The organism is Mycolicibacterium lutetiense (genome assembly GCF_017876775.1).
In the GTDB taxonomy this organism is placed as follows: domain Bacteria; phylum Actinomycetota; class Actinomycetes; order Mycobacteriales; family Mycobacteriaceae; genus Mycobacterium; species Mycobacterium lutetiense.
Map to the genome: position 1 here is coordinate 1,749,298 of NZ_JAGIOP010000002.1, position 25,588 is coordinate 1,774,885.

The 25,588-nt window shown below is 65.1% G+C and carries 24 protein-coding genes; 7 read left to right on the forward strand and 17 right to left on the reverse strand.

From position 1 onward, the window contains the following. Window positions 1–183: 183 nt before the first annotated feature. Genes JOF57_RS17660 through JOF57_RS17680 form a run of 5 tightly spaced genes read right to left on the reverse strand, consistent with a single transcriptional unit; the run spans window position 184 to window position 5,640 of the window. On the reverse strand, window positions 184–813 hold the full coding sequence (locus tag JOF57_RS17660) for a ComF family protein (protein WP_209918566.1): 630 nt from the start codon (window positions 811–813) through the stop codon (window positions 184–186). Window positions 814–841: 28 nt separating this feature from the next. Then, window positions 842–2,602: an MtrAB system accessory lipoprotein LpqB gene (lpqB, locus tag JOF57_RS17665; RefSeq protein WP_209918568.1), complete on the reverse strand. Its 1,761-nt coding sequence runs from the start codon at window positions 2,600–2,602 to the stop codon at window positions 842–844. After that, window positions 2,599–4,272: an MtrAB system histidine kinase MtrB gene (mtrB, locus tag JOF57_RS17670; protein WP_209918570.1), complete on the reverse strand. Its 1,674-nt coding sequence runs from the start codon at window positions 4,270–4,272 to the stop codon at window positions 2,599–2,601. The genes lpqB and mtrB overlap by 4 nt, the downstream gene beginning before the upstream one ends. Continuing rightward, window positions 4,269–4,955, reverse strand: a complete 687-nt coding sequence (gene mtrA / locus JOF57_RS17675) for a two-component system response regulator MtrA (protein WP_163663441.1) — start codon at window positions 4,953–4,955, stop codon at window positions 4,269–4,271. Before mtrA ends, mtrB begins: the two co-directional genes overlap by 4 nt. A 52-nt stretch (window positions 4,956–5,007) precedes the next feature. Continuing rightward, on the reverse strand, window positions 5,008–5,640 hold the full coding sequence (locus JOF57_RS17680) for a dTMP kinase (RefSeq protein WP_209918572.1): 633 nt from the start codon (window positions 5,638–5,640) through the stop codon (window positions 5,008–5,010). A gap of 510 nt (window positions 5,641–6,150) precedes the next feature. Here JOF57_RS17680 and JOF57_RS17685 point away from each other — a divergent pair. Next, on the forward strand, window positions 6,151–7,017 hold the full coding sequence (locus JOF57_RS17685) for a hypothetical protein (RefSeq protein ID WP_209918574.1): 867 nt from the start codon (window positions 6,151–6,153) through the stop codon (window positions 7,015–7,017). A 150-nt stretch (window positions 7,018–7,167) separates the two neighbouring features. Here the strand turns inward: JOF57_RS17685 and ahcY are convergent, their stop codons facing one another. The 6 genes from ahcY to JOF57_RS17715 form a co-directional block, all read right to left on the reverse strand. Beyond that, a complete protein-coding gene (gene ahcY / locus JOF57_RS17690) occupies window positions 7,168–8,628 on the reverse strand; it encodes an adenosylhomocysteinase (RefSeq protein ID WP_209918576.1) in 1,461 nt (486 codons plus the stop codon). Between the two features lie 138 nt (window positions 8,629–8,766). Beyond that, entirely contained in the window at window positions 8,767–9,390 is a 624-nt protein-coding gene (gene alkX / locus JOF57_RS17695; protein ID WP_209918578.1) for a TetR family transcriptional regulator AlkX, read from the reverse strand. 53 nt (window positions 9,391–9,443) lie between these two features. Beyond that, window positions 9,444–9,632, reverse strand: coding sequence for a rubredoxin (locus tag JOF57_RS17700; RefSeq protein ID WP_209918580.1), 189 nt, complete (start codon window positions 9,630–9,632; stop codon window positions 9,444–9,446). After that, window positions 9,629–9,802 (reverse strand): rubredoxin, encoded by a 174-nt coding sequence (locus JOF57_RS17705; protein WP_209918582.1) that lies wholly within the window; start codon window positions 9,800–9,802, stop codon window positions 9,629–9,631. Before JOF57_RS17705 ends, JOF57_RS17700 begins: the two co-directional genes overlap by 4 nt. Beyond that, window positions 9,799–10,950 carry an alkane 1-monooxygenase gene (locus JOF57_RS17710; protein WP_234938618.1) on the reverse strand — a complete coding sequence of 384 codons (1,152 nt, stop codon included), beginning with the start codon at window positions 10,948–10,950 and terminating at the stop codon, window positions 9,799–9,801. Before JOF57_RS17710 ends, JOF57_RS17705 begins: the two co-directional genes overlap by 4 nt. Before the next feature lie 217 nt (window positions 10,951–11,167). Next, window positions 11,168–12,649, reverse strand: coding sequence for an amino acid permease (locus JOF57_RS17715; protein ID WP_209918586.1), 1,482 nt, complete (start codon window positions 12,647–12,649; stop codon window positions 11,168–11,170). A gap of 157 nt (window positions 12,650–12,806) precedes the next feature. Between JOF57_RS17715 and JOF57_RS17720 the strand changes: the two genes are divergently transcribed. Beyond that, window positions 12,807–13,640 (forward strand): class I SAM-dependent methyltransferase, encoded by an 834-nt coding sequence (locus tag JOF57_RS17720; protein ID WP_209918589.1) that lies wholly within the window; start codon window positions 12,807–12,809, stop codon window positions 13,638–13,640. Between the two features lie 139 nt (window positions 13,641–13,779). On the opposite strand, the gene JOF57_RS17725 is transcribed toward JOF57_RS17720, so the two are convergent. Beyond that, window positions 13,780–15,093: an AurF N-oxygenase family protein gene (locus JOF57_RS17725; RefSeq protein WP_209918591.1), complete on the reverse strand. Its 1,314-nt coding sequence runs from the start codon at window positions 15,091–15,093 to the stop codon at window positions 13,780–13,782. A gap of 661 nt (window positions 15,094–15,754) precedes the next feature. Here JOF57_RS17725 and JOF57_RS17730 point away from each other — a divergent pair. After that, window positions 15,755–17,185 carry an RNA-guided endonuclease InsQ/TnpB family protein gene (locus JOF57_RS17730; RefSeq protein WP_209918593.1) on the forward strand — a complete coding sequence of 477 codons (1,431 nt, stop codon included), beginning with the start codon at window positions 15,755–15,757 and terminating at the stop codon, window positions 17,183–17,185. Window positions 17,186–17,242: 57 nt separating this feature from the next. Here JOF57_RS17730 and manA read toward each other — a convergent pair whose 3' ends face one another. The 4 genes from manA to JOF57_RS17750 form a co-directional block, all read right to left on the reverse strand. Further along, the gene (gene manA, locus JOF57_RS17735) at window positions 17,243–18,469 is read right to left on the reverse strand and encodes a mannose-6-phosphate isomerase, class I (protein ID WP_209918596.1); all 1,227 of its coding nucleotides are present in this window, start codon (window positions 18,467–18,469) and stop codon (window positions 17,243–17,245) included. 3 nt (window positions 18,470–18,472) lie between these two features. Then, window positions 18,473–19,543 (reverse strand): TobH protein, encoded by a 1,071-nt coding sequence (locus tag JOF57_RS17740; protein WP_209918598.1) that lies wholly within the window; start codon window positions 19,541–19,543, stop codon window positions 18,473–18,475. Next, window positions 19,540–20,928 carry a phosphomannomutase/phosphoglucomutase gene (locus JOF57_RS17745; RefSeq protein ID WP_209918600.1) on the reverse strand — a complete coding sequence of 463 codons (1,389 nt, stop codon included), beginning with the start codon at window positions 20,926–20,928 and terminating at the stop codon, window positions 19,540–19,542. Before JOF57_RS17745 ends, JOF57_RS17740 begins: the two co-directional genes overlap by 4 nt. A gap of 97 nt (window positions 20,929–21,025) precedes the next feature. Beyond that, window positions 21,026–21,445, reverse strand: coding sequence for a DUF3499 domain-containing protein (locus JOF57_RS17750; protein WP_209918602.1), 420 nt, complete (start codon window positions 21,443–21,445; stop codon window positions 21,026–21,028). Between the two features lie 130 nt (window positions 21,446–21,575). On the opposite strand from JOF57_RS17750, the gene JOF57_RS17755 reads away from it, so the two are divergent. Further along, window positions 21,576–21,998, forward strand: coding sequence for a metallopeptidase family protein (locus JOF57_RS17755; RefSeq protein ID WP_163669780.1), 423 nt, complete (start codon window positions 21,576–21,578; stop codon window positions 21,996–21,998). Between the two features lie 9 nt (window positions 21,999–22,007). Here JOF57_RS17755 and JOF57_RS17760 read toward each other — a convergent pair whose 3' ends face one another. After that, window positions 22,008–22,409, reverse strand: coding sequence for a WhiB family transcriptional regulator (locus JOF57_RS17760; RefSeq protein WP_307870044.1), 402 nt, complete (start codon window positions 22,407–22,409; stop codon window positions 22,008–22,010). A 294-nt stretch (window positions 22,410–22,703) separates the two neighbouring features. Here JOF57_RS17760 and cofD point away from each other — a divergent pair, with 294 nt between their 5' ends. Genes cofD through JOF57_RS17775 form a run of 3 tightly spaced genes read left to right on the forward strand, consistent with a single transcriptional unit; the run spans window position 22,704 to window position 25,584 of the window. Next, complete coding sequence (gene cofD, locus JOF57_RS17765; RefSeq protein WP_209918605.1) at window positions 22,704–23,687, forward strand: 2-phospho-L-lactate transferase; 984 nt, start codon at window positions 22,704–22,706, stop codon at window positions 23,685–23,687. Next, window positions 23,684–25,039 carry a coenzyme F420-0:L-glutamate ligase gene (locus JOF57_RS17770; RefSeq protein WP_209918607.1) on the forward strand — a complete coding sequence of 452 codons (1,356 nt, stop codon included), beginning with the start codon at window positions 23,684–23,686 and terminating at the stop codon, window positions 25,037–25,039. Before cofD ends, JOF57_RS17770 begins: the two co-directional genes overlap by 4 nt. Further along, the gene (locus JOF57_RS17775) at window positions 25,036–25,584 is read left to right on the forward strand and encodes an NUDIX hydrolase (RefSeq protein WP_209918609.1); all 549 of its coding nucleotides are present in this window, start codon (window positions 25,036–25,038) and stop codon (window positions 25,582–25,584) included. The genes JOF57_RS17770 and JOF57_RS17775 overlap by 4 nt, the downstream gene beginning before the upstream one ends. The last annotated feature ends 4 nt before the right edge of the window (window positions 25,585–25,588 follow it).

Here is a 25,588-nt window from a genome sequence, read left to right on the forward strand (position 1 = left end):
GTCGATTACTCACCTCCTACCGTATGCGGTGAAGTGGCGCTGCGTTTCTCCGAGCGCCGCCGTGAGTCATTCACGGGTGGTTGCTGCCGACGGTAGTCCGTGTTCACCCACTCGTGCCACCAAATCCAGATACGTGTTCTCAGTTCTTCATGTGGGTTTGATCTCAACGAAATGACGCGCACGTCAAGCATGCGAAATCGCCAGCACAGCAGACACGTCGACCCCGGCGTTCGTGAGCATCCGTACCGATTCGGTCGCGGTGGCTCCGGTCGTGACAATGTCGTCGACCAACACCACCTCACCCCCGACCGGTCGGATCAGTCGCACCCGGCCGGCGATGTTGCGCTGGCGCGCGGCGCCGGACAGGCCCACCGAATCCCGCACCCACGGCCGCAGGCGCAGCGCGGGCACGACGCGCACACCGGGCAACCCGTCAACCGCTGCCGCCGCGATCCGGTGGACCGGATCGCCGCCGCGCCGACGTGCCGCGAGCCGACGGGTGGGTGCCGGGACCAGGGTCACCGGAGTACCGACGACGCCCCAGGTCAGCAGGTGCTGCAGGCCGACATTCAGGGCACCGGCCAGCGGGACGATCAGGTCGGTACGGCCATCTTCTTTGGCCGCCACAATGGCGCGCCGACGGATACCGGCGTGGCGGCCCAGTGCGAACACCGGCACTCCCGGATCGGTGCGCGGGGTAACCAGGTGGGGCTCGTCGTCACCGACCGCGAGCTGCCCGGCACACGCCGCGCACCACCGGGTCGTCGGCGCCCCACAGCCACCGCACTCCAGCGGCAGGATGAGGTCGAACATGCCGGCAGTCTGCGCGCCGGCACCGACATCAGCCGGGCAGCACCGGCAACGAACCGGGAACCATCAGCGGCCGGACCTCGACCCACCCGGGATTGTTCTCACTGACCGACGCGGACAACTGCATCACCCCGCGTTGATCGGCAACGTAGACCGTCGACGGATTGGCCGCCACCGTGCCCACCGGCATCGCCAGGTTCTGGCTGGGTCCGTCGGAGTTGACCCCGTCGAGATTGACGAAGGACACCGGGTGCGCCGGATCGGTCCGGCTGACCACGATGTCGTCGCCGGTACGCCAGGACAGCGACACCACCGTGTTGCCCAGGCCGAAGCCGAGGCGCCGCGGATAGGTCAGCAGGAACTGGCCCTCCGGGGTCCGCTCGATCCCGGCCAGGATCACCTGTCCCCCGATCACCATCGCCGCGCGGGTGCCGTCCCGGGAAAGCTGCAGCTCGGTGATCGGGCCCGGATATCGGGTGGTCACCGCCGCCGCGTCGACCGGAATGCGGGCCGGCACGCCGGAGGCGTCGCGGATCGCGCGCACCACGTTGACGTTGTCGACCACCACCCACACGGCCGCATCCAACGACCAACTCGGCCGGCTGAGGGTGCGGCCCTCGATGGCCATGGCGGTGGCCCCGCCCAGCTGCCCCATCCACAGTGCGGCCGCCGTGGCCTCCGGCGCGCCGGGCAGCACCACGACCGAGGCCGCGTCCTGACCGTTGCGCGACACCGAGGCCGACATCTGGAACGGTGCCGACCCGAAAGCTCCGGGCACCCGGCTGGTTTGTTGCCCGTCCAACGACACCAGGGAACCACCGACCAGCGCGTGCAGACCGGCGGCCGCGCCGGGGACGGCCCCCGGGTCGCTGGCCGCGACGTCGGAGGTCTCCCAGCCGTCCGCGAACCTGTCGTCCAGCGGGGCACCGTCGACGTTGATCACGTAAGGCCCACTGATCCCGGCTCGCGACAGAGTCCAGATGATCTGTGCGGCAAGCAGTTGCCGACTGTGCGGATCGGTCGTCGAGAGGTTCTCGAGGTCGATTCGGGCGCCACCGTAGCCGCGCCCCACCCCGGTCTTACCGCCGTCGGCGCGGGTGACCGGACCCCGCAGCCGCAACGGCGCGTCGAGCAGATTGCGTACCGCCCTGGCTATTTCCGGACGCGGCCCGGCCACCAGTTTGGAGATCAGTTCGGTGGCCAACTGGTCGGGATCGGACACCGCGACATAGCGGGGGTCCGGCACGACCGTGGCTCCGGTCGGGTCGACGAAATAGAGTGTGTTGCGCTTGTAGGTGGACTGAAACTGTTGCCAGTCAAGGAAAACCCCGTTGGGCAACCGGTCAATGCGCCAACCGCCCGGAGTCTGGACGAGCTCGATGGGGCCGGGGTCGGGCAGCGCCCCCTCCCCGGTCTCGAAGACCCCCATGTCGGACAGCGATCCCAGGATGTCTGCCCGCATACTCACCGAGACCCGGTCCGTACTGCGGGTTTCGACGAACACCACCCGATCGAGCAGCAGGGCACTGCCGGCATCGTCCCATGAGCTGGACGCCGACTCGGTGAGGAACTGCCGGGCCGCCAGGTGCCGGTTCGCCGGATCAGCCGTGGCCTTGAGGAATTCGCGCAGGAGCACGTCAGGGTCCATACCGGGTGCCGGTTTGGGCAGGTTCGGCGGCGCCGGCCTGTCGACCGTGCCGATCGCTTGCGGGGACGACGAATTCGGAATTCCCGCGCATCCGGCCACCAGGACCACCAACCCGACGACCACCACCGTCAGCAGGCGCTTCACACGCTCTCCTCCGCATGATCACGGTCTCGGTCGGGTCGCTGCCGCGACTTTTGCTGCGGCGAAACAGGTTTCAACGGCAGCGGGCTGGCGGTCACCTTGTGGCCGCGCACCAGCGGCAGCGTCAGGCGGAAGCAGGCCCCCTTGCCGGGTTCACCCCAGGCCTCCAACCGGCCCTGGTGCAGGCGCGCGTCCTCGATGCTGATGGCCAGGCCCAGTCCGGTGCCGCCGGAACGGCGTACCCGCGACGGGTCGGACCGCCAGAACCGGCTGAACACCAGTTTTTCCTCACCGGGGCGCAGTCCGACACCGTAATCGCGCACGGTGACGGCGACAGTGTCTTCGTCGGCAGCCATCCGGATGCGCACCGCTTTGCGTTCGGCGTGATCGATGGCGTTGGCGATGAGATTGCGCAGGATGCGTTCCACACGTCGCGGATCCACCTCGGCGATCACCTCGTCACCTGGCATGTTGACGTCGAGCTCGACCTCCGCATCGGCCGCCAGATGCCCGACATTGTTCAGCGCGCTCTGCACCGTGGTCCGCAGATCCACCGACTCCACCGACAACTCGGCGACGCCGGCGTCGTGGCGGGAGATCTCCAGCAGATCGGCCAGCAGGGTCTCGAACCGGTCCAGTTCGTTGACCATCAGCTCGGTGGACCGGCGCAGCGCGGGGTCGAGATTCTCCCCGGAGTCGTGGATGTGATCGTGGATCAGGTCGGCGGCCATGCGCACCGTGGTCAGCGGGGTACGTAGTTCATGGCTGACGTCAGAGGTGAAGCGGCGCTGCAGGTTTCCGAACTCCTCGAGCTGCTGGATCTGGCGCGACAAGCTCTCGGCCATGTCGTTGAACGACACCGCCAACCGGGCCATGTCGTCCTCGCCGCGCACCGGCATCCGCTCGGTCAGGTGGCCCTCGGCGAACCGCTCGGCGATCCGTGACGCCGACCGGACCGGCTGCACGATCTGGCGGGCCACCACCAGTGCGATGGCCGCCAGCAGACCCAACAGCACCACGCCGCCGGTCGCCATGGTGCCACGCACCAGCGAAATGGTGCTTTCCTCGTTGTTCAGCGGAAAGATCAGGTATAGCTCAAGATTGGGCACCGACGAGGACGCCGGGCTGCCGACGATCAAGGCCGGCCCGGAGAATCCTTGAGTCACGACCGTGGTGTATTGGTAACTCACCTGCCCGGCCTTGACGAAATCGCGTAAGGCCTTGGGCACCTGTTGCACCGGCCCGGCCGCAGCAGCTTCGCGTGGCCCGTCGCCGGGAACCATGATGACCGCGTCGAACGCACCGGCCATATCCGCACGGGCGTCGGCCTTGCGATCGATCAGGGTGTTCCGGGCCAACTGCAGACTGCTGTCGAGCGAACGGCTCTCTTCGCCTCCGACGATGCCGCCGACCGTGACGCGGGCCCGTTCCACCTCCTCGGTGGCGGCCTTGACCTTGACCTCAAGGATCCGGTCGGTGATCTGGCTGGTCAGCACGAAGCCGAGCACCAGGATGACGGCGAGCGAGAGCCCCAGAGTCAGTGTCACGACCCGCAGTTGCAGCGACCGACGCCACACCAGGCTGACCGCCCGGCCTAACGTCCCCAATCCGCGTAGAAGCGGGCCGGATCCTCCCCAGCGACCACGAATGCGCCGTCTGGAGCTGAAGATCACGGGGGTCCGGCCTTGTATCCCACTCCTCGAACTGTCAACACCACCTGCGGGTTCTCCGGGTCTTTCTCAACCTTGGCCCGCAACCGCTGGACATGCACGTTCACCAAACGGGTGTCAGCGGGGTGCCGATATCCCCACACCTGTTCGAGCAGCACATCACGAGTAAACACCTGGCGTGGTTTGCGTGCCAGCGCCACGAGCAGGTCGAACTCCAGCGGCGTCAGCGAAATCTGCTCGCCCTGACGGGTCACCTTGTGGGCCGGCACGTCGATCTCGACATCGTTGATCGACAGCAGCTCGGCCGGCTCGTCCTCGTTGCGGCGCAGCCGGGCGCGCACCCGGGCCACCAGCTCCTTGGGCTTGAACGGCTTCATCACATAGTCGTCGGCGCCGGATTCCAGGCCCAGCACCACGTCGACGGTGTCGGTCTTGGCCGTCAGCATGACGATCGGGACACCGGAGTCGGCACGGAGCACCCGGCACACGTCGATCCCGTTCATGCCGGGCAACATCAGGTCCAACAGCACCAGGTCGGGCCGCAATTCGCGGACCGCGGTCAGTGCTTGGGTGCCGTCGCCGATGACCGCGGTGTCGAATCCCTCACCACGCAAGACGATGGTGAGCATCTCGGCCAGTGACGGGTCGTCGTCGACGACAAGGATCCTTTGCCTCATGGTGTCCATGGTGTCACCCGATCGCGATAAAACCGGGCTACCACACGCGGGTTTCTCGGCTTTATCTGCTGCTTAGCCGACCCGCCAGGGCTGCCGGGTCCACATCCGGGCCCGCGACCGACCATCGACCGCACCAGTCGGTGGCCGCCAGCGCGGCATAGACCGCGCCGGTGCGCTGTTGCAGCCCGCCGTCGCGCTCGTAGGCATCCTTGGCGCGGTCGGCCTCGGTGTTGGCGCGATGCTCGGCCCGGGCAGCGGCAAGCTCGGTCGGTACATCGAGCAGTACCTGCCAATCCGGACCGGGGAGTTCGAGGCGGTCGAACTCGAGCTCACGCACCCAGGCCACCGCCTCGCCGTCGGCGCCCTGGTGCAGCCTCGCCGCACTGTAGGCCGCATTGGAGGCGACGTACCGGTCCAGGATGACTACGTCGTAGGCACCCTGCAGCTGTGCGATCTCCTCTCGCGCGCCGGCCCGGTCGAGCGCGAACAGGGTTGCCATCGCATAGACCGAGTCGGCCAGGTCACCGTGCGCGCCGTGCAGCGCCTCGGCGGCCAGATCGGCGGGCACCGACCGGTGATAGCGCGGAAATGCCAGGCTGCCGACAGACTTGTGATCGGCCTCGAACGCCGCCCGCAGACCGTTGGTCAATGTACGTTTGCCTGCGCCGTCGACACCCTCGATCGCTATGAGCACGCGGGCAGCCTAACGCCGCGGCCGGTCACCACCCGCCAATGTCACGCTGGAGTGACCGTCGGCCTCGAGTGTCACGCTGGCGTGGCGGGAAAGCGTCATCGGCAGTAGGAGGACGCAACCAACACCTTCGGTCCGCAAGCGCAACTCGCGGTCGCGGGGTCAATGCCGCCAACCGAGACCACGGCAAACGGAAATCAGGGCGCAACTCCGCAAAATGGGCCGCTGACTAAGGTGACAAACCCGCCCAGAGCGGACCAATGAACATGTTCTAGAAGGTCCCCATCGGTGGAGGCGATTTTAAAATCGTCCGATTGAAATGAGCGTTGCCTATCAACAAATTTATAAGTCCTGAACAGTCATTATCAGATATGAATCCGATTTCTAGGCATCGGCTCCGTGCCGCACATCTATCAACGATGGTCAATAGTTGATTGAACTCATGCAATTCTCAGGTACGTTCGGGACTCATCAAGGATGACAACATGGATTAGCAAAGGGAACGGCATACTCATGCAACTAGCTGTACGTTCGTATCTCACGGCCGGGGTCGCGATGGTCGGGGCCACCGCCGCTTTGCAGGGGCTGTCGCAAACGGTCGGCGTGCTGCTCGGCAGCGGCTGGGACGACTACGACGGCAAGGGCAACGCACCGGCTCCCAAGCCCCCGCTGGTCGGGCTGGACCCGCTGACATTCGGCGATCCACTGAGCGATATCGCGGAAAGCGCAGGCATCACCAAGCTTCGGGAAAACCTGAAGAGCCTCGCCGTCGACAAGATCGTCAAGCAGCTGCAAGGCCTGGACATCGGCACCGAGACTGCTGCCGACAATTCCACTGCCGTCGCCGTGTCGGTCGATACCGCCGCTGATGGCGCCGTCGATACCGCCGTCGATAGCGCCGCCGCAACCGGCGTCGCCGCAGCAAACGAGCTGACTCACGCGACCACGAACAAGACGGTCGCGGTGTCCGTGGAGAAGCCGGCCACGGCGACCTCGACCGCGGGCGCCACCACGACGTCGACCACCGAAGATGCCGACTCCGACGAGACAGCCGGGGCGACAACGGAATCAGCCGACGATGCCGAAGCCACCGGCACGAAGACGCCGAAGGCACAGACGCGCAAGAAGGCCACGGCAGGCCGGACCGACCCGTCGTCCAACAGCCCGCAGCGCAACCTGGTCAAGGGCGTCAAGGATGCGGTGAAGAACGTCCGCGACGGGCTCGGCGGGAACAAGAGTCGCACGTCGAACGAATCGGCTTCCAGCTCAAGCGATTCGAGCACCGGATCGTCGAGCACGAACAGCTCGACGAAGAAGGACAACGCCAAGAGCGACAGCAAGAAGGACAAGAAGGCGAAGAAGGACAGCGGCAAGGATTAACCAAGCCCGCATCACGACGGTGGGCCCCTCTACTTCGGAGGGGCCCATCGCGTTGGGCAATCCCTGCCGAGCAATCACCCGCAAGCGGGAGGTGCCAGCAAAAACCCCCAAATCCTTAGGGATTTGGGGGTTTTCGCAGCGGATGCTAACTCAGTAGCGGTAGTGCTCCGGCTTGTACGGACCATCGACGTCCACACCGATGTACTCGGCCTGCTCCTTGGTGAGCTTCGTCAGCGCGCCACCCAGCGCCTCGACGTGGATGCGGGCGACCTTCTCGTCGAGGTGCTTGGCCAGGCGGTAGACCTCGTTGTCGTACTCGTCGTTCTTGGTCCACAGCTCGATCTGAGCGATCACCTGGTTCGAGAAGCTGTTGCTCATCACGAATGACGGGTGACCCGTGGCGTTTCCGAGGTTGAGCAGTCGGCCCTCGCTCAGCACGATGATCGACTTGCCCGAGTCGCCGAAGGTCCACTGGTCGACCTGCGGCTTGATGTTCAGCCGCACCGCGCCCGAGCGCTCCAGGGCCGCCATGTCGATCTCGTTGTCGAAGTGGCCGATGTTGCCCAGGATCGCGTGATCCTTCATCGCCTTCATGTGCTCGAGCAGGATGATGTCGAAGTTGCCGGTGGCGGTCACCACGATGTCGGCGTTGCCGATCGCCTCCTCGACGGTCACCACGTCGTAACCGTCCATCAGCGCCTGCAGCGCGTTGATCGGGTCGATCTCGGTGACCTGCACGCGCGCACCCTGGCCGGCCAGCGACTCCGCGCAGCCCTTGCCCACGTCGCCGTAGCCGCAGATCAGCACCTTCTTGCCGCCGATCAGCGCGTCGGTGCCGCGGTTGATACCGTCGACCAGCGAGTGCCGGGTGCCGTACTTGTTGTCGAACTTGCTCTTGGTGACCGAGTCGTTGACGTTGATCGCCGGGAACGCCAGCTCACCCGCGGCGGCGAACTGGTAGAGCCGCAGCACGCCGGTGGTGGTCTCCTCGGTGACACCCTGGACCGACGCGGCGATCTTGCTCCACTTGTCCTTCTCGGTCTCAAAGCGCTTGCGCACCAGAGCCAGGAAGACCTTCCACTCGGCCGAGTCGTCTTCCTCGGCAGGCGGCACCACACCGGCCTTCTCGTACTCGGCGCCGCGCAGCACGAGCATGGTGGCGTCGCCACCGTCGTCGAGGATCATGTTCGCCGGCTCACCCTCCCAGGTGAGCATCTGCTCGGCGGCCCACCAGTACTCCTCCAGCGTCTCGCCCTTCCAGGCGAAGACCGGGGTGCCCTTGGGCTCCTCGGGGGTGCCGTGCGGGCCGACGACGACGGCCGCGGCGGCATGGTCCTGGGTGGAGAAGATGTTGCAGGAGGCCCAGCGGACCTCTGCGCCGAGTTCAACCAGCGTCTCGATCAGCACGGCGGTCTGCACGGTCATGTGCAGCGAGCCGGAGATGCGGGCGCCCTTGAGCGGCTGCACGTCGTGGTACTCGCGACGCAGCACCATCAGGCCGGGCATCTCGTGCTCGGCCAGGCGGATCTCCTTGCGGCCGAACTCGGCCAGCGACAGGTCGGCGACCTTGAAGTCGATGCCGTTACGGATGTCGGCCTTCAACTCAGTCATGTAGAGCCCTCTTTCAGTCGTGAATGCTTGCAAGCGCACGGGTGCGCCGCCAACAAGCGACGCCACATGCTGATACCTCTAGCCTGCGGGCTCGCGGGACAGGCGCTGCGGGTTTTGACAACGGCGGCGCTCTGACAGCTAAGTGGTATCTATGACACCGTAGCGCTCGGCGAACGGCGTCATGAGTCGGGCCAGGTCACCGGCCACATCGTGGTCCGCCTCGGGCGGCATCGAGACGTAGCTCATCGCCAGCCGCACGATCGCCCGGGCCAGTACGCCGGCGTCCTGATCGCTGGCCTTCATCCAACTGTTCTGAAAGGTTCCGGTCAGCCGCGCCGAACATCGGCTGATGATGGGCCCACTGCCCGTGGTGATGATCTGCAGCAGGTCAGGTTTGGAGGCACCGGTAAGCAGCGAGATCACCAGCGGATCAGCGGCCGACTCGAGGAAGAACGCCCGGAAGCCCTCCAGGAACGCCGCATGCACCTCGCCGACGTTGTTGTTGATCGCCTCGTCGACCGCGTCGACGAGGCGATCCGCCAGGCGCATGGCGTATCCCTCGGCCAGGCCCTGGCGCGAACCGAACTCGTTGTAGATCGTCTGGCGGCTGATCCCGGCGACCTGGGCCACGTGCGAGAGCGTGATGGCCGACCAGTCGCGGGTCAACAGCAGCTCCCGCATGCCGTCGAGAATCGAATCGCGCAGCAACACCCTGGAAGCCTCCGCATACGGGATGCGCTGCTTTTCTCGCGGCCGGCTCACACGGGCGACAATATCGCTTTCCGGGCGGGTTTCGAGCGCGTCGCTCGAAGCGGTCAAGGCCGTGCGACCTCGACCATCTCGAAATCGGTCTTCGCCGCGCCGCAATCAGGGCAGCTCCAGTCCTGCGGGATGTCGTCCCATCGGGTGCCCGGGGCGATGCCGTCCTCGGGCCAGCCTTTGGCCTCGTCGTACTCGAATCCGCACTGCACGCAGATGAAGAGCTTGTACGCCTCGTCGCTCATGTCGGAACTCCTATCGGCTCGAAATCGATCTTCTCCCGCACCGCGCAGTCAGGGCAGCACCAGTCCTCTGGTACCTGGTCCCACGACGTTCCCGCTGGGAAGCCTTCGCGCGGAGCACCTTTGACCTCATCGTAGATATAGCCGCACCCGGGGCATTCGTAGGCGCTCATGCTCGAGCCGTTCCGTACTTCGCCAACACCTTCGCCCGCAGCCGCGGCTGGATGTTCACCTTGGTGATGTCACCGTCGTAGTGCTCCAGCACCCGGTGGTCCATCACCTTGCGCCACAACGGCGGTAGGTAGGTGAGCCCGATCAGCGACGCGTATCCGCTGGGCAGGTTCGGCGAGCCGTCGATGCTGCGCAGGGTCTGGTATCGGCGGGTGGGGTTGGCGTGGTGATCGCTGTGCCGCTGCAGGTGATAGAGGAACAGGTTGGTCACGATGTGGTCGGAGTTCCAGCTGTGCACCGGCGCGCACCGCTCGTAGCGTCCGCTGGAGGTCTTCTGCCGCAGCAGTCCGTAGTGCTCGAGGTAGTTCACCGATTCCAGCAGGCTGAATCCGTAGATGGCCTGGATCACCATGAACGGAACGACGCCGACGCCGAAGATCGCGATCAGCGCACCCCAGAACACCACCGAGATGGCCCACGCGTTGAGTACGTCGTTGGACCAGTGCCAGGGCGACTTGTCCTGCCGGCGCAACCGCTGGGCCTCCAGCTCCCAGGATGAACGCAGACTTCCGAACACGCTGCGCGGCAGGAATTCCCAGAATGTTTCGCCGAAGCGGGCCGACGCGGGATCCTCCGGGGTGGCGACGCGGACGTGGTGGCCGCGGTTGTGCTCGATGTAGAAGTGGCCGTACCAGGTCTGGGCCAGAGTGATCTTGGACAGCCAGCGCTCCAGCGACTCACGCTTGTGCCCCATCTCGTGGGCGGTGTTGATACCCACTCCACCGAGCACACCGACCGACAGGGCGATACCGATCTTGGCCGGCCAGCCCAGCCCGCCGTCGAAGCCCAGCCAGCTCAGGTCCGACGCGGTGAACAGGTAGGCGCCCATGACCACACTGGCGTACTGGAACGGGATGTAGATGTAGGTGCAGTACCGGTAGTACTTGTCGTTCTCCAGCTGCTCCATCAACTCGTCGGGCGGGTTCTGGCCGTCGGGACCGAAATTCAGGTCCAGCAGCGGCAGCAAGACGTAGAGCAGGATCGGGCCGATCCAGAGCGGCACCTGCGCGGCCACGTGCCAACCGGCCTGATTGAGCCCCCACACCAGGGGCAGCATCACGAATATCGCCGTCGGGGGAATCAGCCCCATCAGCCACAGATGCCGCTTCTTGTCCCGCCATTGCGCGACGTCTGCGACGTCCGGTCCGTTCGAGAGTTCCGCCACCACGATGAGTCTCCTTATGTGAGAGCTGTCACTGCAATGACTTGACTATATGCGTCACCGTGTCGCCTGTCTAGACATTTGATAGCTATTTGTAAACCAGCAAGGGTGCGCAGAATCGCCATCGGTCAAAACCAGGTTTCCGCTACGAGAGCGGCTGCATCTCTCCCGCCGACCGGCTGCCCAGCACGGAATGCCTCCGGCCGTAGGCGGCGTACACCACCACGCCGATCGCCATCCAGAGCAGGAACCGGATCCAGGTCAGCCCCGTCAGATTCAGCATCAGCCACAGGCACGCCAGGATCGCGGCGATCGGCAACACCGGCACCCACGGCACGCGGAATCCCCGCGGCAGGTCAGGCCGGGTCCGCCGCAGCACGATCACCCCGGCCGACACCAGCACGAAGGCGAACAACGTGCCGATGTTGACCATCTCCTCCAGCCGGCCCATCGGGAACACCGAGGCCGCGATCGCCACCAGCACGCCGACGATCACGGTGATCCGGACCGGTGTGCCACGGCTGCCGGTGACGGCGAGCCGCCGCGGCAGCAGACCATCACGTGACATCGCGAACAGCACCCGGGTCTGCCCCAGCATCAACACGATCACCACCGTGGTGAGCCCCGCAAGCGCGCCGATGGAGATGATCTTCGCCGCCCAGTACACACCGTTCGCGGCGAAGGCTGTGGCCAGGTTGGCGTGGCCGTCGGGCGCATCGCGCAGCACGGTGTAGGACACCATGCCCGACAGCACCACCGACACCGCGACGTACAGCACGGTGACGATGCCGAGTGAGGCCAGGATGCCGCGGGGCATATCGCGCTGCGGATTGCGGGTCTCCTCGGCGGTGGTCGCGACGACGTCGAAGCCGATGAACGCAAAGAACACGATCGAGGCGCCGGCCAGCACGCCGTACCAGCCGTAGTGGCTGCCCGCAGCCCCGGTCAACAAGGAGAACACTGACTGATCGACACCGGTGGCACCCGCACCGGCCTCGTTCGGCGGGATGAACGGGGTGTAGTTCTCCGCCTTGATGTAGAACGCACCGACGATCACCACCAACAACACGACCGACACCTTGATGATCGTGATCGCCAGACTGAACTGTGCCGACAACTTGGTGCCGACCACCAGGAGCATCGTCACCAGCACGATGATCACCAGCGCGCCCCAGTCGACCGCGACACCGCCGACATCAGCAATCCCGCCGCCGAATCCGAACACCGTTCCGAGGTAGCTCGACCACCCCTTGGCCACCACCGCGGACGCGACGGCGAACTCCAGGATCAGATCCCATCCGATGATCCACGCCGCGAACTCACCGAACGTGGCATAGGAAAAGGTGTACGCGCTGCCCGCCACGGGCACCGTCGAGGCGAACTCGGCGTAACACAAGGCGGCCAAACCGCACGCCACGGCGGCGATGAGGAAGGCGATCGAGATCGCCGGTCCGGTCAGATTTCCCGCCGTGGAGGCCGTGATGGTGAAAATGCCCGCGCCGATCACGACCGACACACCGAAAACCGTCAGGTCCCACCACGTGAGGTTCTTGCGGAGCCGGGTCGACGGCTCATCGGTGTCGGCAATGGACTGCTCGACTGATTTGATTCGCCGAAGGGCGGACATAGTTCGGTTTGCCTCACATCCTGGCCGGGGTCACGCAATGTTCCCACCACGGTGGCTGCCAATTGAGTAGGACGCACAAAGTTGCGGTCAGAACGATCCCGTCGCGCCGACGTGGGGCTTGCATCACAGTCGTTGCCGATCGTGATACGGTCCGCGCATGGCAGACCTCCCGTACTTTGACCTGCTCATCAGCGAACGGCAGGGCGGCGGCGAATCCGGCCAACTGTGGGAAAACCAGGTGCACTGGGGCTACTGGGAGAACCCCAAGAACGCCAAGAACACCCGGGCTGACTATGTCGCCGCCATGGAGCAGATGAACCGCGAGCTACTCAAGGCCGGACGGGTCGGCGACGGGCAGAAGCTGCTGGATGCCGGCTGTGGATTTGGCGGCACCATTCAGCAGATCAACGCCGAGCACTCCGGCATGGACCTCACCGGCCTGAACATCGATGCCCGCCAGCTCGCCGCCGCGGGGACGCAGACCAAGCCCGTCAACGGGAACAAGATCGACTGGGTCGAGGCCGACGCCTGCCAGCTGCCGTTCGAGGACAATTCCTTCGACCGCGTCTTGGCCGTCGAATGCATCTTCCACTTCCCATCCCGTGAGAAGTTCCTCGCCGAAGCTGGACGGGTGCTCAAGCCGGGTGGCTATCTGGCGGTCTCCGACTTCGTTCCGACCCTGACGTTCCTCGGCAAGACCCCGTTCTGGATGGTGATTCGAACCCAGATCGCCAAGTCCTACGGAACGCTCGGGAGTGTGCCTCTGCGGGGCTACAAATCCATGGGCAAACGTGCGGGACTTCAGCTCGAAGCAAACCGCAATATCCGGAAGAACACGCTGCCGACATATCCGTTCATACTCAAGTTCTGCCGCGAACAGGGGTCAGCGGACGCGCAGCAGGTATTGATGGTGGGTACCCGGTGGATGAAGTGGCTGTCCAAGCTCGGCCTCATCCAGTACCGGGTGTACACGTTCCATAAGCCCGCCTGAGGGCACATGAGTTCGAGCTGACAGCCCCATTGCCTGAAGGCCATTGACTGACCGATACGGCACTGCCGTGCCGGTTTTTCTTTTGCCGCCCCGGCCAGGCAAGCGAGAAAAACCGCCGACGCAGCACAGGCTCAGTCCATCATAGAGTCGGCGTGAATTCAGCGAGCGCCAAGATCATCAACACCACCAAAGCGAGCCCGATCAGGCCGCCTACAGGAATCATGACCACGCACACCACGACCCAGACGAAAAGCCGCGGCCATTCGAACGACTGATTGCCGACCACACCGCCACGGCGCTCCCGTAGCAGGTGGTAGACCGCCCACACGCCCGCACCGGCAGCGGCGCACGCGATGATCCGCACTCCGTCCGGAGTCGCAAGCAGGGCAACGCTCGCCATCGCTGCTACAGCCACGACACGAGCCCACACTGTCGTACGGATCTCTGCAAGCTGGGAAACCGTCGAACTTTCGAATAAGCGATTCGGCTCACTGCGATAGCGCGGGATACGGCCATCGATGCCCAGCAATCGCCAGATCCAGCGCGACCACACCGTCCGAAGTCCGAGCCGATCCGCGACCCTCCGAGCGTCCGCGGCGGACTCCGCCATCATCTGACGCGAGTGTCCACTTCGCCAGTAGGCGGACTTGAAAGCTCGTCGTGGCACCCCAAATTCACGCGCGAACGTCCTCGGCGGAGTAAATATTTCGCCCATCAGCCAGCGCAGAAAAAGCGGGAACATTACCGCATAAACCGCCCGCTTCCACCGCCCCGAATATTGCACGCGCTCAACCAAATGGTCGTCGGCAAAAGTAATATGACGGGATTCCTCTGCCAAATGAATATATAGAATCCTATTAAGCAACGGAGGCACCCGATGTTGCCCCCGCAGCATAAGTGTCTGCTGAAAATGAACTGGCTGTTCACCGCCAAGCACACCAATAAAGAGCAGGACACTGAGGTATCCGCTGAGGAAACCTACGAGAGGACCCAAGATCCGCGACATGCGTCGCATGCCAGGCACATCTTGATCGTTTCGATTAATAAATTCCTGGAACATCTGGATGTGATTGCATTCGTCGGTGACTTCATGCATGAGATACCGAAATACTGGATCAGAATTAGAAAGTTTTCCAGCATAATGCACTACGCCGCGAATCAGAATCATCTCGAACTGAATCCCGACTTTGAACGTGTTGGCCGTGATCCATCGGCCTATGTCCACACGCTTTTGAAGTGGCTGCTCGGCATACCAGGCGGTCGCCGCAAGCGGACTGGTCTCAGCGCGCACCTGCCAACGGGAGTCATTTTTGTCCAGGACGTTCTCAGGCGCATCCCAGTCGATGTCGACGAATGGGTCGAACCGTAGTCGAGTCGTCGCGAAGGAGAGGGCCTCCACCCTGTCGATGTAGAGGTCCTCTGGAGTGTCACCCGCGTCGCCGACCGTTGTCATTTTCCTATCCGTTGATAAGTGAGGGGCCTTGCAGAGGGTATCAATCTGAGAGTCGAATCACGCCTTCAGCCACAGCTTTGTGCCATGAGTTGTTGCGCATTCGTTAAACCTACGGCGCCAGGCAAACTCGGGCATCCCGCGACCCGGTCGCTGAAGCCACTCCGCCCGCAGGTGAACGGCTGCGTACCCCCGGCGCCGCGAGCCGCTTGGCAACCCCTGCCGCCGGAGCCCCGCCGCTTTGGTCACACCGCCAGTGCGCGACGGACCCTGGCGAGGCCCTAAGAATTCTTCTCATTTCACGGATACCGTAATGGCAACGCGGCGCGCGCGGGACCAAAATGAGTGGCAGCGTAAGTTGGCCCGGCCGGCGGTCTGAGCTGTTGACACCCGCGGATCCAAGACCCTGCCGCCGGGACGCGGCGGGGCCCGTTAAACCCTCTCAAACAACTGGCCGCGGTCGAGTCGTCGGGGCAGTTGACGCCGCTGACTCTCTTCGCTCCGTCGAAGCCCCGCGGCCCGGCCACCGCCCAGGCTTTGACCGACGAGGAGTCGACGGCCGCGGTCGGTCGGCGGCCGCATGACCACACATCATCATCACGGGTACCGTCACGAATGCGCTGGCCAGCGTGTTTGTCGGTCTGACATGAGACGCTGATCGGTGATGGCGCGCCACACCACATTCCGGTTCTGTCTCGATCCGACGGTCGAGCAGCGCGAGGTGCTGGCCCGTCATGCCGGGGCATCGCGGTTCGCCTTCAACCAGTGCCTACGCATTGTGAAGACCGCGCTCACCCACCGCAAAACCGACCCGAGCGTTGATGTCCCGTGGACCGGGTTTGATCTGATCAACACGTTCAACGCGTGGAAAAAGACCGAAGACGCCGGCCGGGTCTTCACCGTCGATGTCGACGGCGGTGTTGACCTGGCGATAACAGGTCTGTCGTGGCGTCGTGAGGTGTGTCAGCAGGTGTTCGAGGAAGCGGCCGTCGATCTGGGCAAGGGCCTCAAGGCGTGGTCGGACTGGCGATCAGGTAAGCGTAAAGGCAAGCGCGTCGGGTTCCCCCGGTTCAAGAAGAAGGCCGCGGCTGTTGCGTCGTTTCGGCTGCGCAACAAACACCCCAAGGGCAAACCCGCTGCGATCCGGATCGGGGACAACAGGCGGCCTCGGTCGGTCACAATGCCCGGCATCGGGCAGGTCGCAGTTCATGACGACACTCGCCGGCTGCGGCAACTACTCGCAAAACGCCGGGCGAAGATCTGTTTCGTGACCATCAGCTACCACGGGGGCCGATGGTGGATTTCGCTGAACGTCGAGGCCGCAGACCTGCACCCCGCCCACCAGCACCCGACCGGTGACCCCGTTGACGAGGTCCGCTGGGTGGGTGTGGACCGCGGCCTGTCAGCGTTTGTGGTCGCCGCCGCCGCCGACGGCACAGAAGTTGCCCGAGTCAGCGATGCGCCCAAAGCATTGGCCGCCGGGCTCAAACAGCAACGACGATTATCGAAGTCGTTGTCACGCAAAAGGAAGGGATCACAACACCGAAAGGACGCTGCGGCCCGGTTGGGCCGCCATCACCATCGTGTCGCCAATGTACGGCGGCATTTCCTGCACCAGGTATCGGGTGAGCTGGTCAAGACCCACGACCGGATCGTCATCGAGAACCTCAACGTGGCAGGCATGGTGGCCAACCACCGGCTGGCACGGGCGATCTTGGATGCGGGATGGGCCGAGTTCGCTCGCTTGCTCAAATACAAGCAGGCGTGGCGCGGAGGCCACCTCGTCGAAGCCGACCGCTGGTTTCCCTCGACCCGTCTATGCCCGCACTGCGGGGCAGTTGACCATGCAATGACGCTGGCCGATCGGGTGTTCACCTGTAGCTGTGGATATTCCGCCGACAGGGACACCAACGCCGCGGTGAATCTGGCCCGCTGGGGCCAAGCCGATCACGACTCCCATCGATCCCCGGACCCCCAAGCAGGAGGCCGGGCCACCAATGTCCGCCGACGGGACGGCGCTGGCCAATACCCTCGTGTTGGTGAAACCAGCCCGGATGACGCGGGAACCGACGTTCACACCGCACCAGCGGGCTGAACCGACGACGCCCGAGAAGGGCGGTGCCAGACACTCAACCGAGTTGTTCGACACGCTTTAGATTCCGATGGTGACACGGAACAGTTTCGTCGGCTCCGCAGCAGTCAACCGGATCGGACCGTCCTCGGCCGCCACCCAGGCCGCCATTCCGCGCTCCAGGGTCAGCTTGTCGTCATCGGCATAGATCACCGCGGCGCCTTCATTGCACAGCAGCAGCTGCGGACCATCGTGGTGGGAGTGCACGTCGATCTCGTCGCCGATGCGCTCGCCGTCGACCGTCAGCACCGACACCGCGAATTCTTGCGCGGGCGTTTGATAGATGGTTTCCGGCCCGTCCGTGACGGTGTCCGGTCGCAACCGATTTTCGGGAGTCGGGGCGAAGTCCAGCACCCGCAGCAGTTCCGGCACGTCCACGTGCTTCGGGGTCAGCCCACCGCGCAGCACATTGTCCGAGTTGGCCATCACCTCGACACCGACACCGTGCAGATATGCGTGCAGATTTCCGGCGGGAAGGTAGATGCCCTCCCCCGGCCGCAGGCTGATGCGGTTGAGCAACAGGGAGGCCAACACACCGGCATCACCGGGGTATCGCTCGCCGAGTTCCAGCACCGTCTTGACCTCGGCGGCGAATTTCTTTGCCCCGGAACGGATGTAGTGAACGGCCCCGTCGAGGACAGCAGGCACCAACACGTCGAGATCGGGCTGGGGCGCGGTGATCCAGGTAGTAAACAGGGCGCGCAACCCGTCGGCATCGGATTGATCCGACAGCAGGTTGATGAACGGGTCGAGGTCCGAGACCGCCAGCGCCCGCATCAACTCGACCGTGCGGTCCACCGTGCGAAATCCGGCCAACGCATCGAATTGTCCAAGCGCAACCAGCAATTCGGGCTTGTGGCTGCGGTCACGGTAATTGCGAATGGGTGAGGTCACCGGAATGTCGAGCCGATCCTCACGGTCGAAACCCTCCCTCGCCTGCACGGCACTGGGATGGGCCTGCAACGACAATGGTTCATCGGCGGCCAGAACCTTGACGAGGAAGGGCAGCGCATCGCCGAATCTGCCGATTGCCACGCTGCCCAACTGACCCTCGGGGTCGTCCTGGACCGCCTGCAGCAGCGACTCTTCACCGTGCTCGGTCTGCAGCCAGGCCGGGTCGCCCGGGTGCGCACCGAGCCACAGCTCAGCCTCCGGATGGATTGTCGGACTGGGCCTTCCGGTGAAATCAGCGATTGCAGTACGCGAACCCCAGGCATAGGTCCGCACCGCTCCCCGTAGCAGATGCACTTCTTATCCTCGAACCAGTTTCATATATACGGCCGTCATCTCCATGCGGACAGCCAGAACCGCCAGTTGTTGTTCCGGGCGCCCGGGCGACAGGGTCGTCCCGGCCTGGTCCGGCACGTCCTCGGCACCGATCACCGCAATATCGTCAAAGCCGCTGACCCTTGCCTCCACCAGTTGTCGTTCGGTGTCGGTGATCAAGGCGAACGTAAGCATGCGGCGCGGCAGCGGTCCGTCGATCTCCTCGTCGTGGAACAGCGATCGGGCCGCGGGCAGCCCGACCGCTCCGCTGCCGATCGCGGCGAGGACGTCACCCAGTCCGGCTGCAGCCACCACTTCCCCGGCCAGGCGCAGCATCACCGTCGCCCCGTGCCGGGCCAGCGCCACCGTGGCCGGATTGTCGCCGGCCAACACGACCGCGCTGTCCGACATCCGCTCGGCCAGGGCCTTGGCCGGGTTGGTCAACAGGTCTCGCCCCGCGCTGTTGCGCAGCGCCTCGGCGTCCAATTCGTCTGCCAGCGCGGCCAGATCCACTCGCATGCCGGGATCCACCACGTGGAGTGCGGCCAGACCGGCCGCCAGATATCGGGTCAGTCCGAAGTCGTCGGGAACCCACAGCCGGGGTGCCAGCACCACCGCGCGTCCGGCCGCCACATCACGCAAGGGACCCTCGTGCGGTGCCACGATCAACACCCGGGCACCGCGGCGAACACCGGCGGCCGCCGCGTTCACCAGAGCCGGATCGCCCGGGTCGTCACCGGCCACGATCACCACGTCGAGTGCACCCAGCCACGGCGGAGTCTCGGCGACCACCACGATGGGGGATGCGATCGATGCGCTGAGTGCACCGGCCAACATGGCGCCCGCATGCTCAGCGGCGCCGCGGCCGGCAACCCAAATCACTGTGCGCGGTGGATAATCGGCGCGCAGCGGGTCGAGCACGCCCTCCGCCAGGGCCGCGGCCGTGGCCCGAACCTGGGCACCCGCCATGGCCACCGCCCGCAGCAGACCGTTGCGATCAGCGGCGAGAAGTCCGTCGCCGTCGCCCAGGTCGACCGTGGCGTCCACGGCGTTCACGGCACCGGCTCGCTCACCCCACGGATCTGTGCCGAAACTGTGTCGACGAGCGTGGCGACATCCTCGGCGGTACGGGCTTCCACGTTCAGCCGCAGTAGCGGCTCGGTGTTCGACGTGCGCAGGTTGAACCAACGCCCCTCACCGAGATCGACGGTGACGCCGTCGAGGTGGTCGATGGACTGGATCGAGCTGCCGAACGATTTCAGTACGGCTTCCACACACGCCGGTGCATCGCTCACGGTGAAGTTGATCTCGCCGGACGCCTCATACCGCTGATAGTCCGCCATGAATTCCGAGAGCGGGCGGTCCTGCTCGCCGAGTGCGGCCAACACGTGCAGTGCCGCGAGCATGCCCGAATCGGCGCCCCAGAAGTCACGGAAGTAGTAGTGCGCCGAGTGTTCCCCACCGAAGATGGCGCCCGTCTCTGCCATCAGTCCCTTGATGTAGGAATGCCCGACGCGGGACCGCACCGGAGTGCCGCCACGCTCGATCACCAGCTCGGGAACCGCACGCGAGGTGATCAGGTTGTGGATCACCGTGGCACCGATCTCGCGGTTGAGCTCACGGGCGGCTACCAGTGCGGTCACCGCCGACGGCGATACCGGGCGCCCGAGTTCGTCGACCACGAAGCAGCGGTCGGCGTCACCGTCGAACGCCAGGCCGATATCGGCACCGCTCGCCAACACGTGGGCCTGCAGGTCGATGAGGTTGGCGGGGTTCAGCGGATTGGCCTCGTGATTGGGGAAGCTGCCGTCGAGTTCGAAGAACAGCGGGAGAATCGTGACGCCCGGGATCCGCCCGAGCACCGCGGGCGTGGTGTGGCCGGCCATGCCGTTGCCCGCATCGACGGCGATCCGCAGCGGCCGCAGCGCGCTCAGATCGACCAGGGACCGAAGGAAGTCGCCGTAGTCCGTCAGCACGTCACGATCGGAGCTCACGCCGGCCGGGCCGTCATGGGCCGGCACCCCGGCGATCACCTCGTCGGAAATGACCGTCAGCCCGGTGTCCTTGCCCACCGGCTTGGCCCCGGCTCGGCACAGTTTGATCCCGTTGTACGCGGCCGGGTTGTGACTGGCGGTGAACATCGCTCCGGGGCAGTCCAGCAGACCCGAGGCGAAATACAGCTGATCGGTGGAGGCCAGCCCGATGCGGACCACGTCCAGCCCCTGGGCCATCACGCCGTCGGCGAAGGCGGCCGACAGCGAAGGCGAGCTCTCCCGCATGTCATAGCCGATCACCACCTGTGCGGCGCCCTCGGCGCGGACCAGCCGAGCGAAGGCACCACCGACCTCGGCCACGAACGCCTCATCGATCTGACTGCCGACCAGCCCTCGGACGTCATAGGCCTTGATGACATCGTGAACGGCCGCCGCTGGCCTAGACATATAGCTCCTTGTGAAACGGGATCGTTGGCGCCAGCCTAACCGTCGGGCGGCGTCGACACGCTCACTACTCTTGGGCCGGTCGACGTCTAATCAGGTCTTAATCGGTGGGATCAGGCAACACCCGCAGGTGCCCGCGTCGGCGGCCGTTGGTCTCGGCGGGACGTGCCTGCGGCGCCATCATCGCGCTGGCGCCCACACCTGCGGAGGGATCGGAGAATCCGGCCACCACCCCGCCGCGGGGAACCGCACCTGCCTGCCCTTCCCGGACCGCGTCGGCCAGTGCCACCAGATCGTCCTCGTCGGGATGGGTGGGCAACGGACCGGCATGACGGACCAACTCCCAGCCTCTGGGCGCGGTGATGCGGCCGGCGTGGCCGACACAAAGGTCCCAGGAGTGGGGTTCAGACACCGTGGCCAGAGGTCCGACTACCGCCGTGGAGTCGGAGTAGACGAAGGTCAACGTCGCCACGGCGTAGTGCGGGCACCCGGGCCGGCAGCAGCGACGGGGAACATTCACGCATCAGAGATTACTTTGGACGATCGCTGTCCGGTGCCGGACACGCGCAGCCGTCGGGTCCAGATCCCGAACCGTTACGATCATCGCCGTGGCTCAGCGCAACCCATGGCGATCGCGTCGCGGCCGCGATATGCGCGGACCGCTGCTTCCGCGCTCGGTTCCCGGCTGGCGTAGCCGTGCCGAGCGGTTCGACATGGCGGTGCTCGAGGCCTATGAGCCGATCGAGCGGCGGTGGGCGTCGCGGATCAAAGATCTCGATGTCGCCGTCGATGAGATACCGCGGATGTCCCCGAAAGATCCCGACAGTGTGCAATGGCCACCCGAGGTCATCGCCGATGGCCCGATCGCGTTGGCGCGGCTGATACCTGCTGGGGTTGACGTCAGAGGAAATGCGACCCGGGCTCGAATTGTCTTGTTCCGCAAGCCCATCGAGCGCCGGGTCAAAGGATCCGATGAGCTAGCAGACCTGCTGCATGAAATCCTGGTGGCCCAAGTGGCCACCTATTTGGGAGTCGAACCGTCAGTCATCGACCCAACGATCGACGACGACTGACGTCAAGCGTCAGATGATGCCGCGTTTGAGCCGGCGACGCTCCCGTTCGGACAATCCTCCCCAGATACCGAAGCGCTCATCGTGCGCGAGCGCGTACTCCAAGCAGGCATCCTTGACTTCGCAGCCCAGGCAGATGCGCTTGGCCTCGCGGGTAGACCCGCCCTTCTCCGGGAAGAACGCCTCCGGGTCGGTCTGCGCGCAGAGCGCACGTTCCTGCCATTGGTCGTCTTCGTCTTCCGGATCCACATCAATGTGTTCGGGAACCGAACTCACCGGGACCAGACTCAGTTGAGGGCGTCCTGCCCCCATCGGTGTCATTCCCGTGTTGATGTGCGGTGCGTTGTCTACCGAGCCGAGTAGCCGATCGTCAAATCGGACCACATGATCGAAATCGCCGCTCTCATAAGACATTTTCCCCCGCCTCCTCACTCGGTCTCATAGATCCTAAGTGGAGCCCCACTATTGCGATGCGCGGTCACTCCATTCGAACAGTTGATCGAATCTCGGTCCGCGACACCGGAATCGGTCACCAACCGGGAAATGACACAACTGTGATTACACACGTGTTAGCTGCCAGGGTCAAGCGCCAGAGCGCGAATTCATACCATCTCGTTATGTCAAATCGGCGCGTCGCGACATCGGCGTGTCCTGCCCGTGACGACGTCGTTTCCATCCGCACGCCCTCAACGCCTAGGGTCGGACGTTGTGAGGATCACCGTTCTGGTCGGCGGCGTCGGAGGCGCCCGGTTTTTGCTGGGAGTACAGCACCTGTTGGGCCTCGGCCAATTCGCGGAGACCGACAGCAAGCATGAACTCACCGCGATCGTGAACGTCGGTGACGACGCCTGGATGCACGGCGTCCGGATCTGCCCGGACCTCGATACCTGCATGTACACGCTGGGCGGCGGTATCGATCCCGTACGTGGCTGGGGCCACCGCGACGAGACCTGGCACGCCAAGGAGGAACTCGCCGCATACGGCGTACAACCCGACTGGTTCGGCCTCGGCGATCGGGACCTCGCCACCCATCTGGTCCGTACCCAGATGCTGCGCGCCGGCTACCCACTGTCACAGGTCACCGAGGCATTGTGTAAGCGCTGGTCACCGGGCGCAAAGTTGCTGCCGGTCACCGACGACCGCAGTGAGACACACGTAGTGATCACCGATCCGGAGGACGGTGCCAAGCGGGCGATCCACTTCCAGGAGTGGTGGGTGCGTTACCGCGCACAGGTGCCCTCGCACAGCTTTGCGTTCGTCGGTGCGGAACAGGCAACCGCCGCGCCGGGCGTCACCGAGGCGATCGCCGAGGCGGACGTGGTGTTGCTGGCGCCGTCAAATCCGGTCGTGAGCATCGGACCGATCCTGCAGATCCCCGGTGTCCGCGGCGCGCTGCGCTCGACCAAGGCGCCGGTGGTCGGCTACTCCCCCATCATCAATGGAAAACCGTTGCGTGGCATGGCAGATGAGTGCCTGTCCATCATCGGGGTGGAATCCACCTCATCGGCCGTCGGTCAGCACTTCGGGGCCCGGTCGGGCACCGGGATCCTGGACGGTTGGCTGGTACACGAAGGCGACCAGGCCGAGATCGAGGGGGTTCGGGTGCGTGCAGTGCCCCTGCTGATGACGGACCCGCCTACGACCGCCGAGATGGTGCGGGCCGGCCTTGATCTCGCAGGCGTTCGGCTGTGACCACCGGGGTGCACACCGAGCACGGATCCGCCGGCCGGGTAGAGATTCTCCCGGTACCGGGGCTTCCCGAGTTCCGTCCCGGAGATGATCTGGCCGCTGCCCTCGCCGAGGCGGCACCATGGTTGCGCGACGGGGATGTGCTGGTCATCACCAGCAAGATCGTGTCCAAGTGCGAAGGCCGCATCGTCACGGCCCCTTCCGATCCCGACGAGCGGGACGCCATGCGGCGCAAACTCATCGACGGCGAGGCGGTTCGCGTACTGGCACGTAAGGGTCGCACCTTCATCACCGAGAACGCCTTCGGACTGGTCCAGGCCGCCGCCGGCGTCGACGGATCCAATGTCGACTCGAACGAGTTGGCACTGCTGCCCATCGATCCCGACAGCAGCGCGCAGGCGTTGCGCGAAGGCCTGCGTGAACGGTTCGGCATCACCGTCGCTGTCGTGATCACCGACACCATGGGCCGTGCCTGGCGAAACGGCCAAGCCGATTTCGCGATCGGCGCATCCGGGCTCACCGTGCTGCACGGTTACGCGGGCGCGTACGACCGGCACGGCAACGAACTACTGGTCACCGAAGTCGCGGTGGCCGACGAGATCGCCGCCGCAGCCGATCTGGTGAAAGGCAAACTCACCGCGATCCCGGTCGCAGTGGTGCGCGGTCTGGAACTGACCGATGACGGGTCGAACGGCCGCACACTGGTCCGCTCCGGTGAGGACGATCTGTTCTGGCTCGGGACCGCCGAGGCAATCCAGATGGGACGCAGCCAAGCCCAGCTACTGCGTCGCTCGGTGCGCAGTTTCTCCGATGAGCCGGTCGATCACGCACTCATCGAAGCCGCCGTCAGCGAGGCGCTCACCGCGCCCGCGCCGCATCACACCCGCCCGGTGCGCTTCGTCTGGCTACAGGACGGTGCCACCCGCGTGCGACTGCTGGACCGGATGAAAGACCAGTGGCGCACCGATCTCACCGGCGACGGCCGAGATCCCGAGTCCGTCGAGCGGCGGGTGAATCGCGGTCAGATCCTGTACGACGCTCCGGAACTGGTGATTCCCTTCATGGTTCCCGACGGAGCCCACAGCTATCCAGACGACGCGCGCACTCAGGCCGAGCACACCATGTTCACCGTTGCCGTAGGCGCGGCCGTGCAGGCCCTCCTGGTGGCGCTGGCGGTGCGTGAGGTGGGCAGCTGCTGGATCGGCTCCACGATCTTCGCCGGCGATCTGGTCCGTTCCGAGCTCGATCTTCCGGCGGATTGGGAGCCCTTGGGAGCCATCGCGATCGGTCACTCCGCTGATCCGCCATCGCCCCGCGACCCGGTGCCCACCGACGGCCTGCTGGTTGTGAAGTGAGCGCCGAGAGCCTGCATGCGTCCACCGTCGAGGTGCTGACGCATTGGCAGACAGCCGATCCCGGTCAGGACACGCTGCGCCACGCGGTGCTGTCATTTCTGGCCGCCCGTCCCGATGCCTGCCTGCGGTCATGCGTGCCCGGACACATCACCGGTTCGGCACTGGTCGTCGACCACACCGGCACCCGGACGTTGCTCACCCTGCATCCGCGCTTCGGCCGCTGGCTGCAACTCGGCGGACACTGCGAGGAAACGGATTCCGACATTCGCGCCGCCGCGCTGCGCGAGGCCACCGAGGAGTCCGGGATCACCGGGCTCACCGTCGACCCGCAATTGGCCGCGCTGCACGTGCATCCGGTGACCTGCTCGCTGGGGGTGCCGACCCGTCACCTCGACATGCAGTTCGTGGTCCGGGCGCCCGAAGGCGCCGAGATCGCCTGCAGCGATGAGTCTTTGGATCTGCGCTGGTGGCCACTGGATGCGCTGCCCGAGGGCACCGACTTCGGCCTGCAGCAACTGGCCGACTCTGTCACCGGAACCGTCTAGTCTG